At 66.6% G+C, this 17525-nt stretch carries 21 protein-coding genes; 5 read left to right on the top strand and 16 right to left on the bottom strand.

Annotated elements, in window-relative coordinates; translation table 11 throughout:
• Positions 1–34 precede the first annotated feature (34 nt).
• The 4 genes from EEB18_RS15550 to EEB18_RS15535 form a co-directional block, all read right to left on the bottom strand.
• Complete coding sequence (locus tag EEB18_RS15550; RefSeq protein ID WP_056346324.1) at positions 35–838, bottom strand: transglutaminase domain-containing protein; 804 nt, start codon at positions 836–838, stop codon at positions 35–37.
• A 12-nt stretch (positions 839–850) separates the two neighbouring features.
• Positions 851–1792 (bottom strand): alpha-E domain-containing protein, encoded by a 942-nt coding sequence (locus EEB18_RS15545; RefSeq protein ID WP_187140902.1) that lies wholly within the window; start codon positions 1790–1792, stop codon positions 851–853.
• Entirely contained in the window at positions 1792–3189 is a 1398-nt protein-coding gene (locus EEB18_RS15540; protein WP_187140957.1) for a circularly permuted type 2 ATP-grasp protein, read from the bottom strand. The genes EEB18_RS15545 and EEB18_RS15540 overlap by 1 nt, the downstream gene beginning before the upstream one ends.
• Positions 3190–3363: 174 nt before the next feature.
• Positions 3364–4098 carry a sulfite exporter TauE/SafE family protein gene (locus EEB18_RS15535; protein WP_187140903.1) on the bottom strand — a complete coding sequence of 245 codons (735 nt, stop codon included), beginning with the start codon at positions 4096–4098 and terminating at the stop codon, positions 3364–3366.
• A 75-nt stretch (positions 4099–4173) separates the two neighbouring features.
• Between EEB18_RS15535 and EEB18_RS15530 the strand changes: the two genes are divergently transcribed.
• Positions 4174–4602 (top strand): hypothetical protein, encoded by a 429-nt coding sequence (locus EEB18_RS15530; RefSeq protein ID WP_187140904.1) that lies wholly within the window; start codon positions 4174–4176, stop codon positions 4600–4602.
• A gap of 183 nt (positions 4603–4785) precedes the next feature.
• Here EEB18_RS15530 and EEB18_RS15525 read toward each other — a convergent pair whose 3' ends face one another.
• The 4 genes from EEB18_RS15525 to EEB18_RS15510 all read right to left on the bottom strand — a co-directional run bounded on the left by EEB18_RS15525 (position 4786) and on the right by EEB18_RS15510 (position 9384).
• Positions 4786–5130 carry a winged helix-turn-helix domain-containing protein gene (locus tag EEB18_RS15525; RefSeq protein ID WP_187140905.1) on the bottom strand — a complete coding sequence of 115 codons (345 nt, stop codon included), beginning with the start codon at positions 5128–5130 and terminating at the stop codon, positions 4786–4788.
• Positions 5130–7865 carry a preprotein translocase subunit SecA gene (gene secA, locus EEB18_RS15520; protein ID WP_056346314.1) on the bottom strand — a complete coding sequence of 912 codons (2736 nt, stop codon included), beginning with the start codon at positions 7863–7865 and terminating at the stop codon, positions 5130–5132. The genes EEB18_RS15525 and secA overlap by 1 nt, the downstream gene beginning before the upstream one ends.
• 115 nt (positions 7866–7980) lie before the next feature.
• Complete coding sequence (locus EEB18_RS15515) at positions 7981–8247, bottom strand: hypothetical protein (protein ID WP_262407953.1); 267 nt, start codon at positions 8245–8247, stop codon at positions 7981–7983.
• 96 nt (positions 8248–8343) lie between these two features.
• Positions 8344–9384, bottom strand: coding sequence for an energy transducer TonB (locus tag EEB18_RS15510; RefSeq protein WP_262408247.1), 1041 nt, complete (start codon positions 9382–9384; stop codon positions 8344–8346).
• A 159-nt stretch (positions 9385–9543) separates the two neighbouring features.
• On the opposite strand from EEB18_RS15510, the gene EEB18_RS15505 reads away from it, so the two are divergent.
• Positions 9544–10347 carry an SDR family oxidoreductase gene (locus EEB18_RS15505; protein ID WP_187140907.1) on the top strand — a complete coding sequence of 268 codons (804 nt, stop codon included), beginning with the start codon at positions 9544–9546 and terminating at the stop codon, positions 10345–10347.
• A gap of 33 nt (positions 10348–10380) precedes the next feature.
• Here EEB18_RS15505 and EEB18_RS15500 read toward each other — a convergent pair whose 3' ends face one another.
• From EEB18_RS15500 to EEB18_RS15465, 8 genes are read right to left on the bottom strand one after another with little or no spacing between them, the layout of a single operon-like run.
• Positions 10381–11091, bottom strand: a complete 711-nt coding sequence (locus tag EEB18_RS15500) for a head GIN domain-containing protein (RefSeq protein WP_056346309.1) — start codon at positions 11089–11091, stop codon at positions 10381–10383.
• Positions 11092–11134: 43 nt separating this feature from the next.
• Positions 11135–11899, bottom strand: coding sequence for a head GIN domain-containing protein (locus tag EEB18_RS15495; RefSeq protein ID WP_187140908.1), 765 nt, complete (start codon positions 11897–11899; stop codon positions 11135–11137).
• Positions 11900–11957: 58 nt separating this feature from the next.
• Positions 11958–12608, bottom strand: a complete 651-nt coding sequence (locus EEB18_RS15490) for an NrsF family protein (RefSeq protein ID WP_187140909.1) — start codon at positions 12606–12608, stop codon at positions 11958–11960.
• A 1-nt stretch (position 12609) separates the two neighbouring features.
• Complete coding sequence (locus EEB18_RS15485; RefSeq protein ID WP_187140910.1) at positions 12610–13131, bottom strand: sigma-70 family RNA polymerase sigma factor; 522 nt, start codon at positions 13129–13131, stop codon at positions 12610–12612.
• Complete coding sequence (locus EEB18_RS15480; protein ID WP_187140911.1) at positions 13128–13586, bottom strand: DoxX family protein; 459 nt, start codon at positions 13584–13586, stop codon at positions 13128–13130. Before EEB18_RS15480 ends, EEB18_RS15485 begins: the two co-directional genes overlap by 4 nt.
• Positions 13574–14296 (bottom strand): putative DNA-binding domain-containing protein, encoded by a 723-nt coding sequence (locus tag EEB18_RS15475; RefSeq protein WP_187140912.1) that lies wholly within the window; start codon positions 14294–14296, stop codon positions 13574–13576. Before EEB18_RS15475 ends, EEB18_RS15480 begins: the two co-directional genes overlap by 13 nt.
• Positions 14289–15158 carry a DUF692 family multinuclear iron-containing protein gene (locus EEB18_RS15470; RefSeq protein WP_187140913.1) on the bottom strand — a complete coding sequence of 290 codons (870 nt, stop codon included), beginning with the start codon at positions 15156–15158 and terminating at the stop codon, positions 14289–14291. The genes EEB18_RS15475 and EEB18_RS15470 overlap by 8 nt, the downstream gene beginning before the upstream one ends.
• A gap of 11 nt (positions 15159–15169) precedes the next feature.
• Positions 15170–15466, bottom strand: coding sequence for a DUF2282 domain-containing protein (locus EEB18_RS15465; RefSeq protein ID WP_056346295.1), 297 nt, complete (start codon positions 15464–15466; stop codon positions 15170–15172).
• 159 nt (positions 15467–15625) lie between these two features.
• Between EEB18_RS15465 and EEB18_RS15460 the strand changes: the two genes are divergently transcribed.
• The 3 genes from EEB18_RS15460 to EEB18_RS15450 are packed head-to-tail and all read left to right on the top strand — an operon-like array spanning position 15626 to position 17463.
• Positions 15626–16102: a GreA/GreB family elongation factor gene (locus EEB18_RS15460; protein WP_187140914.1), complete on the top strand. Its 477-nt coding sequence runs from the start codon at positions 15626–15628 to the stop codon at positions 16100–16102.
• Positions 16099–16278, top strand: a complete 180-nt coding sequence (locus tag EEB18_RS15455; protein ID WP_082545001.1) for a hypothetical protein — start codon at positions 16099–16101, stop codon at positions 16276–16278. Before EEB18_RS15460 ends, EEB18_RS15455 begins: the two co-directional genes overlap by 4 nt.
• A gap of 6 nt (positions 16279–16284) precedes the next feature.
• Positions 16285–17463: an NAD(P)/FAD-dependent oxidoreductase gene (locus EEB18_RS15450; protein ID WP_187140915.1), complete on the top strand. Its 1179-nt coding sequence runs from the start codon at positions 16285–16287 to the stop codon at positions 17461–17463.
• The last annotated feature ends 62 nt before the right edge of the window (positions 17464–17525 follow it).

The following is a 17525-nucleotide window of genomic DNA, read 5'->3' as shown; positions in this document are numbered from 1 at the left end:
ATTTTCGGCCCCCCAATCCTGCTCGGGCTATCGCTTATTGCTGCACCTGCAATTGGACAACCATATTTTCTTGCGCTGCACCATAGCGCATGCCGCGAACCGGGGCGGCGTCGTGATAATCGAGACCGGTGGCGACGCGGATATAGCGCTGATCGGGCGAATGGCCGTTCGACACGTCGAAGCCGACCCAGCCGATCGCGTCGAAATGCGCCTCGGCCCATCCGTGGGTCGCATCCTGGTGCGTGCGGTCGTTCATCATCAGATAGCCCGACACATAACGCGCCGGATGCCCAAGGTGGCGCATCGCCGCGATGAAGATATGGGCATGGTCCTGGCACACCCCGCCCGCACCGCCGAGCGCCTGTTCGGCGGTGGTGTCCGCGCCGGTGACCCCGATGCTGTACGGCAATTTTTCCAGGATCAGCGCCGACAAGGCGTGCGCGCGCTCGATGTCCGATCCGAAATCCCGCCGCAGTTCGGCCGTCAGCGCGCGGACATGGCGCCCGGCGCGGGTCAGCGGGGTCGGGCGCAGGAAGGTCCACAGCGGCATCGCACCGCGATGGACCCCGATCACCCCGTCCCAGGTGATCAGCTCGACCTCGCCGACGCAGTGGATGACAAGCTCGCGCGCGCCGGCATCGACCGCGACCAGATCAACGCCGTTGCCGTGATGGTCGGTGTAGTGAAGCTGGTTGGTGCCGCCCGCGATCTCGATCGCCCAATGGTGGATCAACTGCTGCCCCGGCCGCTCCTTCGGCGTCAGTTTCAGCTGCTGCAAGGCATAGCTGACGGGGCCATCATATTCATAACGGGTGGTGTGTTCGACGCGCAGGCGCATGATCGGAAAACCCTAAACCACAAATCGGTAATCGCGCTCGATCTGCTGCGCGAGCGCGGCATTGGCGCGGAGGAAGTCGGTGATATATTCGTGCAGGCCGCCGTCGAAGATCGCCTGGATCGGACCCGCGAGTTTTTTGTGGAGCAGCGCGTCGGCCATCCGTCCCGCCTCGGTCTCCTCGCCATAGCCGCGTTGCAACCAGCCGATATTGTCCTGCATCTTCTGCGCACAGAAGGCGAGGCTGCGCGGCATCTGTTTATAGAGGATCAGGAATTCGGCGATCTTGAGCGCGCTGATCTCCGCCCCATAGAGCCAGTGATAGGCGCGGTGCGCCGACACCGAGCGCAGGATCGTTTCCCACTGCACATTGTCGATCGAACTGCCAATGTGCGCGACCGAGGGCAGCAGCAGATAATATTTGACGTCGAGGATGCGCGCGGTGTTGTCGGCGCGTTCGAGGAAGGTGCCGAGGCGCGCGAAATTATAGCCGTCGTTGCGCAGCATCGTGCCGGTCCAGGCGCCGCGCACCTGCGCGCTCTGCTGGCGGATCGCCGAGAGGACATCGGGCAGATCGTCGTCGCGCACCTGCCGCTTGAGCAGCGCGCCCAGCGTCATCCAGCTGGTGTTGACCGCCTCCCATACCTCACGGGTGAGATAGGTACGCGCGGTCCGCGCATTGTCGCGCGCCTGTTTGACGACCGAAATGATGCTCGACGGATTGTGCGGATCGCGGAGCATGAAATCGACGACCTTCGCCGAACTATATTCCTGCCCCGTTGCGGCATAGGCCTGGTTCGACCCCGCAGTGATCAGGATCGATTTCCATTCGGCCTTGGCGGTGCTCGACCGGGTCAGCGCGATGCGGAACCCCGCGTCGATCAGCCGCGCATTATTCTCGCTGCGTTCGAGGTAGCGTGCCATCCAGAAGAGGCTGCCTGCGGTTTTGCCTAGCATCAGTCTTCCAGCACCCAGGTGTCCTTGGTCCCGCCGCCCTGGCTCGAATTCACCACCAGCGATCCCTTGGTCATCGCGACGCGGGTCAGCCCGCCGGGGGTGATGGTGATGCCTTGCGGCGACATCAGGACGAAGGGGCGCAGGTCGACGTGGCGCGGCGCGAGCCCGCTCTTGGTGAAGATCGGGACCGTCGACAGCGATAGCGTCGGCTGCGCGATATAGTTGCGCGGGTTCGCCTCCAGCTTGGCACGAAAGGCGGCGATCTCCTTCTTGCTCGCGGCGGGGCCGACGAGCATGCCGTAACCGCCCGATCCATGGACTTCCTTGACCACCAGCTCGGGCAATTTGTCGAGAACCTCGCGCAGATGCTCGGGCTCGCTGCAGCGCCAGGTCGGCACATTGGGCAGCAGCGCGCGCTCGCCGGTGTAGAATTCGATGATGTCGGGCATGTAGCTGTACAGCGCCTTATCGTCGGCGATACCGGTGCCCGGCGCATTGGCGATGGTGATGCCGCCGGCGCGATAGACGTCCCAGATCCCCGGCACCCCGAGGACCGAATCGGGCCGGAAATTCAGCGGGTCGAGGAAGTCGTCGTCGACGCGGCGATAGAGGACGTCGATCGCCTTATAGCCCTGCGTCGTTCGCATCGCGACGCGGCCGCCGACGACGCGCAGATCATGCCCCTCGACCAGCTCGGCGCCCATCTGGTCGGCAAGGAAGCTGTGTTCGAAATAGGCGCTGTTGTGGATGCCCGGGGTCAGCACCGCGACCGTCGGTGTGCCGCCGCACATCGGCGGCGCACAGGCGGCGAGCGAACGCAGCAGGTTGATCGGATAATCGCTGACCTCGCGCACCGGCACTTTCGCGAACAGCTCGGGGAACATCTGGAGCATCGTCTCGCGATTTTCGAGCATGTAGGACACGCCCGACGGGGTGCGGGCATTATCCTCGAGCACATAGAATTCATTCGCCCCGGTACGGACGATGTCGGTGCCGCTGATATGGGTATAGACGCCGCCCGGCGGGTCCATGCCCATCATCATCGGCAGAAAGGCCTCGTTGCGCGAGATCAGCTCGATCGGCACGCGGCCAGCGCGCAGAATCTCCTGCCGGTGATAGATGTCGTGAAGGAAGGCGTTGAGCGCGCGCACGCGCTGCTCGATGCCGCGCGACAGCCGGCGCCATTCGCTCGCCGAAATGATCCGCGGCACGACGTCGAAGGGGATGAGACGCTCGTCGGCGTCGTCCTGGCCATAGACGTTGAAGGTGATTCCGGTGGTTCGGAAAAAGGCCTCGGCCTGCTGCGCCTTGCGGTGGATGCGCGCGGGTTCCTCGGCATCGAACCACTCGCAAAATTCGCTGTAGGGCGTCCGGACGTCGCCCCCCTGGCCCTGCATCTCGTCAAAGAAATTAATGGAGCCGGCCCTTTCCACGCAACACGCCTTCGCTCACCGCAACGGGTGCGGCGCCCTCGAGTTCCAGCTGCTGCGCGCCTGTCGGCTACATGGCCGCCAAGCTTGTAGGCGCGATGCTAGCACTCCGGCGCGGGAAGGCAAGATGGGTAAAAGGCGTCAGAAACCAAAGAGCAGCCGCACGGCGACGAAGCCCACCAGCAGCGCCGTCAGTCGGCGGATCAGAGCCGCAGGCCCCGTCTTCACCGCAATCTGCGTCCCGACCGCGCCGCCGATCAGCACCGCGACCAGCAGCGGCCAATGATCGGCCACGGCATGCAGCATCTCGCCGCCCTTGCCCTTGATCAGCTGGCCGGTCAGCCCGAACAGGCTGTTGACGAGGATGAACAGGCTCGCGGTCGCCGCGACCTGCCGCGCCTCGGCCCAGCGCACGAGGTGCAGGATCGGCGCGAGGAAGATGCCGCCGCCGATGCCGACGACGCCCGCGAGATAGCCGAGCCCCGCCGCGATCGGCAGCAGCAGTTTCGGCGAGAGCTTGACCGGCTTTGCCGTCTGCGGCTGGACGAGCAGCGCGATCGCCGAAGCCAGCAACGAGACGCCGAGCAGGATCACCAGCACCCCCTGCTTGACCGGGGTCAGCCCGCCGAGGAACGCCAGCGGCGCCGCCACGGCGATGAGGGGAAGCGCCTTGGCCCAGGGCATCGCCCCCGATCGCGCGAAGCGGATCGTGCCGCCGGTGACGACGATGACGTTGCACGCGAGGCTGATCGCCGGGACCAGTCCCACCGCGACCCCGCCGAGCAGCAGCAGTGCGGTATAGGTCGACCCGCCGCCAAACCCGACCGCGGCATAGAGCAGCGCGGTCACCCCGAATGCAAATGCCAGCCAGCCCATGAAATCCCCCTTGCCTGTAGCGCCAAGCCATATACATCGAAATATAGATTTGCCAGACCGAAGGACCCCGCCCTCATGTACCGCGCCGCGCTTCTCGCCCTGTTGCTATCCACCGCCGCGCCCGCGCTCGCGGCGGACCCTGCGGCCTGCGCCGCCCCCGCCGACCTCGGCGCCACGCCCTATGCCGCCTGGACCGCTGCCGACGGCGATGCGGCGGCGATCGCGATCGGGACGCCGGTGACCCTGCCGCTCGGCGATGGCGCGGCATCGCGGCCGCTGACGATCGCGACCGCCGGGCGTTACGGCCTCGCGGCTGGCAGCAAGGTGTGGATCGACCTCGTCGCGGGCGGCGCCACGCAGACATCGGTCGAGCATGGCCACGGCCCCGCCTGTTCGGGCATCCGCAAGGTGGTGTGGTTCGACCTCAAGCCCGGGACCTATGAGCTGGCGCTGTCGAAGGGCGAAGCCGCCAGCGTGCGCGTGCTGGTGGTGCGGGCGCCGTAGCGGCTTTGCAGGCCCGGGCCGGTTGACCGGTCGGGGGTGGAAACGAGACCGCCCTCTCTTTCCATTCGTGTCGAGCGAAGTCGAGACACCCATCAGAAGCACTTGCCTTCGGGGTGTCTCGACTTCGCTCGACACGAACGGGAGATGCTGCGAATTTTTCGCCTCCTACCCCCAATCCCGTCGTCACTCCGGCTTGAGCAACTCGCCGACCGCCGCCAGCTCGCGCTCGGCCGCCTCGACCGCCGCCGCCTCGGCCCGCCGATATGCAGCCAGCACGGCCCGCGCGCCCGCGCTCACCTGCGCGCCCGCGCCCGGCCGCGTTTCGACCAATGGCGCCGCGAAGCAGGCGTTCATTTCCTCGACGAGCAGCCAGGCGCGGCGATAGCTCATGCCAATCGCGCGCGCCGCGGCCGAGATCGATCCGTGCGCGTCGATCGCGCCCAGCAGGTCGGCCTTGCCCGGCCCCATCGCGATGGCGTCGCCGAGCCGGATGCGCAGCCGAAGCTCGATCCGGCCGGCGCCCGCCATCACAGCGCGCCGTGGCAGTGCTTGTACTTGCGGCCCGATCCGCAAGGACATGGCGAATTGCGGCTGATTTCCAGTTCCGCATAGGGGTTTTCCCCCTGCGGCAGGTCGGGGCGCGGAATCTGCATCGGCGGCAGCGTATTGGCGATCGCCCCGAACGACCCGCCGTCGATATCGGCGCTGTTGTCGTCGCCGGTGAACGGGTCGATGTGCGTCGTCAGGAAATCGGGCAGGTCGGGCAGCGGCATCGGTTCGGGTTCTTCGAAGCGCAGGTCGATCCGCGCGATCGTGCGCGTCACATCCTCGCGGATCGTCGACAGCATGCGTTCGAACAATGCGAACGCCTCCTGCTTATATTCGTTGATCGGCTGTTTCTGCGCATAGGCGCGCAGGAAGACGACCTGGCGCAGCGCGTCGAGGGTCGCCAGATGCTCTTTCCATTGATGGTCGAGGGTCTGCAGCAGCACCGATTTCTCGATGCTCTTCCAAGTGTCGGCATCGACCAGCGCCGCCTTTTCGGCCGCGGTGGCGTCGGCGCGTTCCTGGATGCGTTCCTCGAACACCTCGGGGTCGACCGCATCTTCCTCCATCCACGCCTCGATCGGCAGGTCGAGGTCGAGCACGTTGAGCGCGCGCTCCTTCATGCCCTCGACATTCCACTGTTCGGGATAGCTGCCCGGCGGGCACGCGTCGGCGACGATCGCGTTCACCGTCTCGGCGCGCATCGCGTACATCACTTCGTCGACGGTCTCGCTGTCGATGATCTCGCCGCGCTGTTCATAGATGACCTTGCGCTGGTCGTTCATGACGTTGTCATATTCGACGACCTGTTTGCGAATGTCGTAGTTGCGCGCCTCGACCTTCTTCTGCGCGGTCTCGATCGCCTTCGACAGCCATTTCGACCCGATCGCTTCGCCATCCTCGAGATTCTTGTTCATCATCTTGGAAAAGAGCGTGTCGGGGCCGAAGATGCGCAGCAGATCGTCGTCGAGGCAGAGGTAGAATTTCGACAGGCCCGGGTCGCCCTGGCGCCCCGAACGGCCGCGCAGCTGGTTGTCGATGCGACGGCTTTCGTGGCGTTCGGTCGCGAGCACGAACAGTCCGCCCGCGGCCTTCACCGCCTCGCGCTCGGCGGCGACCTCGGCCTGGATGCGCGCGATGCCGGCGTCGCGCTCGGGACCTTCGGGCAGGTCCTTGAGTTCGTCGTCGATGCGGAATTCTTCGTTACCGCCCAGTTTGATGTCGGTGCCGCGGCCCGCCATGTTGGTCGCGATGGTCACCGCGCCGGTGCGGCCCGCCTGCGCGACGATATGCGCCTCGCTCTCATGGAAACGCGCGTTGAGCACGCTGTGCGGCACGCCTTCCTTTTCGAGATAGGAGGAAAGCAGCTCGGACTTTTCGATCGACACGGTGCCGACCAGCACCGGCTGGCCACGCTCGTTCGCTTCGCGGATCGTCTTGGCGATGGCGCCGAACTTGTCGGTGATATTCTTGTAGAATTCGTCCTCGTCGTCCTGCCGCGCGATCGGGCGGTTGGTCGGGATAGTGACGCAGTTCATCTTGTAGATGTCGAAGAATTCGGCTGCTTCGGTCGATGCGGTGCCGGTCATGCCGCTGAGCTTCGGATACATGCGGAAATAATTCTGGAAGGTGATCGACGCGAGGGTCTGGTTCTCGGGCTCGATCTGCACGCCTTCCTTCGCCTCGACCGCCTGGTGCAGGCCGTCGGACCAGCGGCGTCCGTCCATCATGCGGCCGGTGAATTCGTCGATGATCACGACCTTGCCGTCCTTGACGATATAGTCGGTGTCGATGCGGAACATGATGATCGCCTTCAGCGCCTGATTGACGTGATGGACGACCTGGGTGTTTTCGATGTCGTAGAGGTTGCTGCCCTGCAGCAGGCCCGCGGCCTCGAGCAGGCGCTCGACATGCTCGGTGCCGTCCTCGGTCAGGCTGATCGACTTGGACTTTTCGTCCTTTTCATAGTCGTCCTCGACGAGTTGGTGGACCACCTCGTTGACGCGGATATAGAGTTCGGACTTGTCGTCGGTCGGGCCCGAGATGATCAGCGGCGTGCGCGCCTCGTCGATCAGGATCGAATCGACCTCGTCGACGATGCCGAAGTTGAAGGTGCGGTGGACCATCTGCTGGCGGTCGAACTTCATATTGTCGCGCAGATAGTCGAAGCCGAGTTCGTTGTTCGTCGCATAGGTGATGTCGCTGTTATAGGCGTCGCGGCGCTGCATCTCGTTGAGGTTGGGGACGATGATCCCGGTGGTCAGGCCGAGGAAGCTGTAGACGGTGCCCATCCATTCGGCATCGCGCGTCGCCAGATAGTCGTTGACGGTCACGACGTGGACGCCCTTGCCCTCGAGCGCGTTGAGATAGCAGGGCAGCGTCGCCATCAGCGTCTTGCCTTCGCCGGTCGCCATTTCGGCGATCTCGCCGCGGTGGAGGACGACGCCGCCGACCAACTGGACGTCGAAGTGGCGCATGCCGAGCGTGCGGACCGCCGCCTCGCGCACCGTGGCAAAGGCTTCGGGCAGGATGTCGTCGAGCGTCTCGCCGGCTTCGAGCCGGTCGCGGAATTTCTGGGTCTGTGCCTGCAGCGTGGCATCGTCGAACGACTGCATCGTCGGTTCGAAGGCATTGACCTTGTCGACGATCTTGCGGATCGAATTGACATAACGGTCGTTGGACGAGCCGAACAGGCTCTTGGCAATGCTGCCGAACATAGCGGATTTCCTTGGGATATGATGAAGGGGCGGACCGCGATTGCGGTCGTCCGGCCGCACGCAAAGCGCACGGCCGCAATAGGGGTCGGGCGCCGAAGCGCCCGGAGGTCAGACGCTATTCGAGCGCGCGGTCGCTGCCGATGAGCAGGCCGGGAAGGTGCGGCGGCGCGGTCTTGCGCGGTTTGCGTCCCGAGGTGACGGTCCGCCGGGGCGGCGTCGTGGTGACGGGGCGGCGGTCATTGTCGGTCGTTTCGCTCTGTTGCCCGCTTTCGGCAAGCAACAGCATCGACCCCATCGCAGCCGGCGTCGCGGGCGCCGCCATGGCGCGATCGGCGCCGGCGAGTCCGGTAAGCAAAGCCAACAGGGTCAGCAACAAACGCAAAGAAATAAGCCCCTTTTTCGTCCAGTGCGCGGTTTATAGCACGCTGGATGCTGAACATAGGGTGAAAGGCCCGCGACGTCTAGGGGTTAGCCGGTGTCACTTCGTCGTCGCCTCGACCGTCGGCACGTCGCCGATACTAAGGTCGGTGGTCAGGACGATGCGCCGCGCGACCGGCTTGCCCGCAGCGTCGAGGAACGGCGCATAGCGATTCTTGCCGCCCAGCAGGTCGCAAAGATTGGCGCCCTGCGGCATCGCCGCATTGGCGCCCTTCACCGCAAAATCGCAGGCGCCGACGCTGCCGTCGGCGTTGATCACGATCGAGAATGAGCCCGTGGCGGGTTCGCTCATCGGGAATTGCGGGACCCGCTTCCTGGGCAGTTCACCGAGCGCGTCGGCCAGTTCGGCCTCGTCCGGCGTCGCGACGACAGGCAGCTTCCACTGGTAATCCATGACGAAGCGGCCGGCCGTCGGCTTTCCATTGCCGTCCAGCGCCGGCACGAACTTCGCCTCGCGCCGCATCAGCGCGCAGGCCGCATTGTCGAGATCGTCCGACCCGCTGCCGCCGGTGACCATGCAATCGGTGACCGCCCCGCCCGCATCGACCGACAGCATCATGCGCACCTCGCCCTCTTCACCCGCGGCGAGCGCGGCTGCCGGATAATGGTCGGCGGGCCTGATCGTCGTCGTCTCGGGCGTCGGCAACGCCGGTCGCGGCCAGCCCTCGAGCATCGCGTTCAGCCCGACCCCGCCGCCGTCGGGAAAATGGCGATGCCCGGCAGGAATCTGCCAGCGGATGCGGTTGCTATAGGTGCCGCCCACCGGCTTGCCGCGCGCGTCGGCACCCGGCTTGAAGCGCGCCCGTTCGAGGACGAGCCGGCACGTCGCCGCATCGAGGTCGGCATGACCGCTCGGGCTGACGATCTCGCAGGCCGTCGGCTTGCCGCTGCTGTCGATCGTCAGGCGGAACCCGCTCGTCCCTTCGCGCCCCTCCAGCATCGCGCCGGTCGGATAATCGTCGTTGGTGGCCCAGCTTCCGGGGTTGCCCGCAGGAGCCAGCGGCTCCGACAGGTCGGTGATCCGCGCGAGCGGCGGCGCATCGCCCGGTGCCGCGATCGCGGCGGCACCGCCGGCCAACATGGTCAAAACCCCCAGGAAAATTCGCACGCCATACCCCCATTTGCCCTGGGCACCGGATTGCCAGTCCCGCCCCGCCTTGCCAAGCCCGCGATTGCCGCTTGACCTCGCCGCCGGCATCGCATCATCTGTCGCTGACAAGAATGTAAGGAGAGGGCGCGGATGAGCAGGAAGGCGATTTTCATCACCGGCGGCGGATCGGGCATCGGCCGCGCGACCGCGCGCCATTTCGCCGCGCAGGGCTGGTTCGTCGGCATCGCCGACGTCAATGCGCAAGGGATCGACGAGACCGCCGCGCTGCTTCCCGAAGGCGCCTCGTCGCGCCATATCATGGACGTGCGCGACCGCGACCAATGGGCGGCGGCGCTCGCCGACTTCGCCAGGGCCAGCGGCGATCGCCTCGACGTGCTGTTCAACAATGCCGGCATCGGCACCGGCGGCCAGTTCGTCGACATGCCGCCGGCCGAGGCCGACCGGCTGATCGCGATCAACTTCGGCGGCGTCGTCAACGGCATCTACAGCGCCTTGCCGCTGCTCCGCGCGACGCCGGGATCGACAATCCTCAACACCGGCTCGGCCTCGGGCTTCTATGGCGTCGCGGGGCTCGCCATCTATTCGGCGACCAAATTCGCGGTGCGCGGGCTGACCGAGGCGCTCGAGATCGAGTTCGCTAAATATGGCATCAAGGTGCGCTCGCTGATGCCCGGCTTCATCGACACACCCCTGCTCGACCAGGTCAGCGCCGACAGCAACGAACCCGCACGCGACCGCCTGTCGTCGAGCGGGTTCGAGATCGTCCCCGTCGAACGCGTCGGCGAAGCGGCGTGGGAAGCGGTGCATGGCGACAAGGTCCATGTCACCGTCGGCAAGATGGCGAAACGCCTGTCGCGCCTCGCGCGCTGGTTCCCCGGGCTGATCGCGAAGCAGTCGAAGAAGATCGACGGGCTGGGGACGGCGGGGCAATAGCATCTCCCCTCCCGCAAGCGGGAGGGGAACCGTTTATTTCTTGACCCCGCACCGCACCGTCCCGGTCCCGGCATTGCGCACGGTGCACACCGGCTTGCCGAGGACCACCGTGCTGCCGACCCCGCGCGTCGTGATCGCGGCGCTCTTCACGGCGCTGAAGACATGGTCGCCGGTGCCTTCGCTGTCGGTGATCAGTTCGTCGACCGTCAGGCCGCCCGCGTCGACCACACCCGCCCCCGACAGCGACATCTGCGCCGTTTTGGCAGCGCCGCCCAGCGTCATCGTGCCGTTGCCGACCATCGCGACCGCCAGCCGGTCGCTGGTCACCGCGCCGACGATGAGCCGCCCCGGCCCGCGCAGCCCGATCGTCACCCTTGTCCCCTTGAGCTTGTCGATCTGCAGCGATCCCGCGCCGACGAGCGTCGCCGACCGCAGGTTCGCGGCGTTGATGCGCAGCGTCAGCGGGCCGAGCGGCTGGCGCCGATTCTCGTCGCCGGCATAGATTTTCTGCCCGACCACCAGCCTGCCGTCGCGCGCCTCGACGGTCAGCCGGTCGAGCGCGTCAGGCGATCCGCTCGCGACCGCGCCCACCGGCGCGCGCGTCACCACCTCGACGACGACGTCGGCATTGACCTCGATCGCCTCGAAACTGGTCAGGCCGAAACGCTTCTCCGCCGCCGATGCGGAGGCGACGGCGAGCAGGGCGGAGGCCGCGAGCGCGGCGCATCGGATCATCGAAGCCATGGCGCCGTCCTACCCCGTCCGGGCGGGCGGCGCCAGCGGCCGATCATTTGCAGGTCGCGGTGCCCGATCCCATCGTCTTGGTCGAACAGGTCGCTCCGCCCGTCAGGTCGACGTCGCCCGAACCGAGGATACGGATATCGGCCTTGCCCGTCGCCTGCGCACCGACGTTACCCGATCCGGTGACCGAAATGTCGAGCGTCTGCGCGACCAGTCCGCCCGCATCGACGTCGCCCGACCCGGTGACACCGATCTCGCCCGAGGTGATCGCGCCGCCCGCGATCCCGATGTCGCCCGACCCCGATACGGTCAGGTCGGCGCTCTTTCCGGTCAGCTTCGCGATCTTGAGGTCGCCCGATCCGGTCAGCCCTGCCTCGACCTTGTCGCCGTCCACGGCATCGGCATCGACCGACCCCGATCCGGTCAGCCGCACCGTGTTCAGCCGCGGCATGGTGATCGCGATCTGGACCCCGTCATGGTCGCCGCGGCGGAAACTGAACCCCTCGCGCTTGCGCCCGACCGACAGCGTCGGGCCGTCGAGCTTGATCTCGAGCTCCTCGACCTCGGCCTTCGGCCCCTTGGCGGTGATCGAAAAGGCGTCGCCCTGGCGGATGGTGACATCATCGGGACCGGTCACCTCGACCTCGGTGAAACCGGTGAGCGCATAGCTTTGCGTCGTCGGCGGACCGGCGTCGCCCGAACGCATCTCGACCTTGTCGCTGTTCTCGGTCGTCACCGTGCCGCTGCACGCCGTCACTGTCATCGACAGGGTCAGGGCCAAAGCCAGCGGCGTCATCGTCGAGTTCCGCATCGTCCAATCTCCTTTGTGTATTGCATGAATAACACACAGGTTCGGACCTGTCCAGATGCTACCAGCGCAGCAGCGGCGCCAGCAGGATACGCCCGGCGACCCCCGACAGCGCGACCGCAAGGCCGTGCCACAGCGCGATATGCATCATGTCGTTCGACGCGCAGTGGAGCGCGACGATCGTCGCCCCGGCGGCCCCGGCGGCGATGCCGATCGCCCAGCCCGCACGCGTCGGTGAGGTCGGCGCGGCGCGCTTCAGCCAGGCGAACAGCGCCACGCCGACGCCCAGCCCCGACACCACGCCCTCGATCATGCAGCGCATGCCGTTTTCGGGCCGCGCCGCCTCCATCGCAGCGTGATGGTCGCCGAAACCGATAACGATCGCGGTGACCGGCAGCGCCAGCGCGGCGAGCCCGGCCCAGTGCCAGCCGCTGTAATCGCGGCCGACCCCGGGCAATCCCATGCGCAGCGCGCTCCACGCCGCCGCGACGCCGAGCGCGACGATCGTCCAGAAGGCGAGCAGCGGCAACGCGGGCATCATCGTGCCCGCCGCAAGGTCGTGGCGCATCCCGGTCAGCCACAACAAGGCGGCGGCCCCGACCAGCCAGCCCGCGGCAACCCAGAGCGAGCCGCGCACGATCCGGCGCGGCTTCACCGGCCGCAGGTCGCCGGCCAGGCCGTCGATCAGCGCGTCGATCGATGCGTCGGTCATCTCATTCACTTTCAATCAGGAGCGCCAGCTTCTTGAGCCCGCGATGGATATTCACTTTGACCAGCGATTCGCTCTGGCCGCAAATCTGCGCGGCCTCGGCGATCGAGGCGCCTTCGATCTTGACCAAAGTGATCGCCTGCGCCTGCCCCGCGGGCAGCTGCATCAGCATGCGGTCGAGGCTGAGCCGCGCGTGGACCGCCTCGTCCTCGGCGTCGACAAAGGCGTCGTCGTCGTGGAGTTCGGCGGCATCGCGCTGGCGGCGCAGCGCATCGATCCAGCGATAGCGCGCAATCGCCGCGAGCCAGGGCAGGAAGGCGCGGCGGCTGTCCCAAGTATCGAGCTTGCGGTGCATCGACACGAGCGTTTCCTGCACCAGATCGTCGATCTGATGCGGCGCGATGCGGCGCGCGAAATAGCGCGACAGCCAGCGCCGGCAATCGGTCAGCAGCGCGCGATAGGCGGCGCGGTCGCCGCGCTGCGACGCCGCCATCAACCGCGCCAGCGACGGTTCGTCGATACTCACCGGCCGCGCAGCTTCAGCGCCAGCGCGTCGAGCGAGAACAGCCCGCCGCCGCGCACGATCAGCACCGCCGCCATCGCTGCCCACAGGCTGTGCACCGGCCACCAGGCATCGGGAAAGACGAAAATCTGGATCACCAGCGTCATCACCAACAGCGCGCCCGCAGAAAAGCGCGTCGCCAGCCCTAGCAGCAACAGCATCGGAAAGACATGTTCGGCAAAGCTGGTCAGCGGCACCGCGATCGACGGGGCGAGCGGCAGGCCGGAAAATTCGGTGCGGAACAGGTCATAGGTGTCGGGGTTGATCCGGAACCAGCTGCCCTCGACCACCTTGGTCCGGCCCGAACGCCAGAACACCCCGGCCAGCGCGACGCGCAACAGCAACAGCGCCAGGCCCTCCGGGACGCGCGCGCCCGCGATGCTCACCGCGCGGTCGTACAGCGTCATCATTTTCGCCATCGTCGGACCCTCTCCAATGCACCCGCCGCGATCAGCGGCACGACGGCAGCGCCGTCTCCGTCCTGATGTTCGGCAAGGCGTTCGATCAGGTTACCGAGAGGTGTGATCTTTTGTGCAACCGCAAGCGTGGCGAGGGTCGCGAGCGTGGTGGGCAACAGCCGCACCTCTGCCTCTGGCCGGGTGATCAGCAGCGCGGCGGTGCCGGCGAGCAGATCGGGATCGAGGATCGGCGCGGCATCGCTCGTCAGCGCCACGGTCATGGCAGCGGGATGAAGCCGCACCGGCAGCGCCAGCAGGCTCGCCTCGTCCTGCCCGGCGAGGTCGGCGAGCGTCAGCGCTGGGGCGTCGGCGGCGTGATAGGCGGTAAGCCAAGCCCATTCGACACGCGCCATATCCGCCGCGAGCGCGCCGCTTTCGCGCGTCAGGAAATCGGGGAAGCCCGCCCCGATCTGCGCAGGCGCCCTTCCCTTCGCTCCGCCACGCTCGACGAAATCGCGCGACAGCCGGTTGAATTCGGGCTCGCCCAGCCAGGCGCGGGTACGCGGGAATGTGCCTTCGAGCGCGACGAGTCGCGCGTGCGAAATATTGTTGGCGTGCACCGTCATCGCGCGCAGCACGTGCGCCCATTCGCCCGCGAACAGGTCGGGCGGCAAATGCGCGGGTCCTGCAACCAGCGCCGCCGCGATCACCGCCTGGTCGCGTTCAAGCACCGACACGCATTTCGGTCAGCAACGTGTCGGCGGTCGCGACTTCGGCCATCAGCGTCGCGAAATCGGGGACGTTGCTGTCCCATTCGACGAGCACCGGTTTCGGCCCGGCGCGGCGCAGGAAGCTGGCGAGCCGGTCCCGGCAGCTGGCGCGTACCGCCGAGCCATGATCGTCGATCGCGATAAGGCCGCCCCAGCCGTCGTCCTTCACCGCATGGCCCGCGACATGGATTTCGCCGACCAGCGCGGAATCGACGACGGCGAGCCATGCGTCGGGATCGAGCCCGAGATTGTGCGCCGACACCTCGACATTGTTGATGTCGAGGATCAGCCCGCAACCGCTGCGGCGGCAGAGTTCGTGAAGGAAATCGACCTCCGCCCAATCATCCCCGGCATAAGCCACATAGCGCGACGGATTTTCGATCAGCATGGGGCGCCCGAGCCGGTTCTGCACCTGGACGACCTGCGTCACAAAATGGTCGAGCGCGGCGTGGCTGTAAGGAACTGGCAAAAGGTCGGGGAATTTGTCATCGCCGCCGTTGCTCCAACTCAGATGGTCCGACACCATCGCCGGTTGATAGCGGTCGCACAGCAACGCAAGCGCTTCGAGTTCGTCCGCATCGACCCCGGCGGCCGAGCCGAGCGACAGCCCGACCGAATGGAAACTCAGCGGCAGATGCGCGGCAATCGCGGTCAGCCAGCGATGCGGAGGCCCGCCTGCGCCGAAATAATTTTGGGGGTGGATTTCGGCCCAGGCGGGCAGGGTCGCCCGCTCCGCCGCCGCCAACACATCGGCATAATGCTCGGGCTTGAGCCCGAAGCCGGCGCGTGGCGGCAGGTCGCGGAACGAGCGGGGGGGTGTCATGATCAGACCGGTCAGCCCTTGCTGGCGACCGGTTTGGCGTTGCCCTTGTGCGCGGTCAGCGTGCCGCCCATCTTCACGCAACTGCCCTTGGGGACATTCTTCCAGGCATTGCCCTGATAATCGACGGTCGAAGTGCCGGCGCAGCTGGTGCCCGGGCCCGCGGCGCAGTCGTTCTTGCCCTTCAACGCGACGCCATAGCATTTTTCCTTAGCGCCATCGGCGGCGAAGGCGGGGCCGGAAAGCGAGGCACCGGCGGCCATGGCAAGGACGGCCGAGGCGGCGAGCGAGAGTTTAAGGCTGTTCGACATGCTGGATACTCCGTTTGAACCCTTGATGCGGGGGATGGCATCATGCTGCTGTTCGCAAGACCACCGCGCCCGGTTACGCCCGCGCCGGAATTTCGCGCCATCTTGTCGCCACCTTCGTGGGGCAAAGGCGCCCTTCCCCCTGGACCAGAGAGACTGACGATGAGCGTCGCATTCCGTCGCGAAAGCGACGACGAGCATATGGAACCCGCGTTCGAATGGCCGATCCCGGTCGGCCCGAACTTGGTCACGCCGCGCGGCTTGCGGCTGCTCGGCGAGGAAGCGGCGCGGCTCGCGGATGCGATCGCGGGCGCGACCGAAGAGGAAGCGCGCAAGAAATTGCTGCGTCGGCAACGCTATGTCCACACCCGCCAGTCGACCGCCGAGGTGCAGCCCGCGCCCGCCGCCGATGTCGTCGGCATCGGCAGCAAGGTGATTTTCGCGCTGAACGGCAACGAACGCACGCTGACCATCGTCGGCCATGACGAGGCCGATCCGGCGCAGGGCACCATCGCCTTTTCGGCGCCCATCGCGCGCGCGCTGATGGGCGCCGAAGTTGGCGAGACGCTCGAATATCAGGGCCGCGAGGACGCATTGACGATCATCGCCGCCGCGACCGATCCGGAGACATGGGCATGAAAGACAAGTTCGAACGCCACAAACAGCCGTGGACCGCGGCCGAGATCGACAAGCTGCACACGCTGGCGAAGAAGGGCATAGCGCTCAAAGCCATCGCCAAGGCGCTGACCCGCAGCGAGGAATCGGTGAAGACCCGCGCCAAGGCCGACGGCCTGCCGATCGCCAAGCTGCACTGATCCGCCATGTCCGCCGCCAACTATGATGCCGTCGTGCTTGGCGCCGGCGCGGCCGGGCTGATGTGCGCCGCGGTCGCGGGGCAGCGCGGCAAGCGCGTGCTGCTGCTCGACCATGCCGATGCGGTCGGCAAGAAAATCCTCATTTCGGGCGGCGGGCGGTGTAACTTCACCAACATCCACACCAGCGCCGACCGCTATATCTCGGCGAACCCGCATTTCGCCAAATCGGCGCTCGCGCGCTACACCCCCGCCGATTTCATCGCGCTCGTCGATGCCTATGGCATTGCTTATCATGAAAAAACCCTCGGCCAGCTGTTCTGCGACGGCTCGGCGAAACAGATCGTCGCGATGCTGCTGGCGGAGTGCGCCAAGGGCGGCGTCGACATCCGCTGCGGCGAACCTGTAAGACAGGTCGAGCATAGCGACGGCATTTTCCGCGGCACTTTCGGCAACTTCCACTTCTCCGCGCCCGCCCTCGTCATCGCCACCGGCGGCCCCTCGATCCCCAAGATGGGCGCCACCGGCTTCGCCTACGACCTCGCGCGCCAGTTCGGCCTGAAAGTCGTCGAACCCCGCCCCGCGCTCGTCCCGCTGACGCTCGGCGGCGACGATGTGCTGTTCCGCACCCTCTCGGGCATCGCCGCCCCGGTCGAGGCGCGCGCGGGCAAAGCGGCGTTCCGCGAGGCGGCGCTGTTCACCCACAAGGGCCTCTCCGGCCCCGCGATCCTGCAGGTCAGCAGCTATTGGCGGCACGGCGAGCCGGTGACGATCGACTTCCTGCCGGGCGCCCCGCAAGGCTGGCTCACCGAAGCCAAACGCAGCCGCCCGCGCGCCACCTTACGTGCAGCGCTCGGCGCCCACCTTCCTGACCGTCTCGCCGAAACGCTCGCCGACCAGCTGGCCCTTCCCGGCGAACTCGCGGCGCAGACCGACCGCAAACTGACCGATGCCGAAGCCCGCCTCGCGCGATGGGCATTCCGCCCCAACGGCACCGAAGGTTTCGCCAAAGCGGAGGTCACGATCGGCGGAATTGCAACCGCCGGGCTGTCGTCGCAAACAATGATGGCCAAAAGCACCCAAAACCTCTATGCGATCGGCGAAGCCGTTGACGTCACCGGGTGGCTGGGCGGCTATAATTTTCAATGGGCCTGGGCCAGCGGACACGCTGCCGGACAGGCGCTTTAGGAAAAAACCAAGAATATTCCTCGGGATGCTGGCTGGGCGATGGCCCGGCCGCTTTGCATCAA

Origin of the sequence: Sphingopyxis sp. OPL5 (genome assembly GCF_003797775.2) — a bacterium.
In the GTDB taxonomy this organism is placed as follows: domain Bacteria; phylum Pseudomonadota; class Alphaproteobacteria; order Sphingomonadales; family Sphingomonadaceae; genus Sphingopyxis.
The sequence above is the reverse complement of the archived record's forward strand: the minus strand, read 5'-3'. Positions and strand labels throughout refer to the sequence as shown.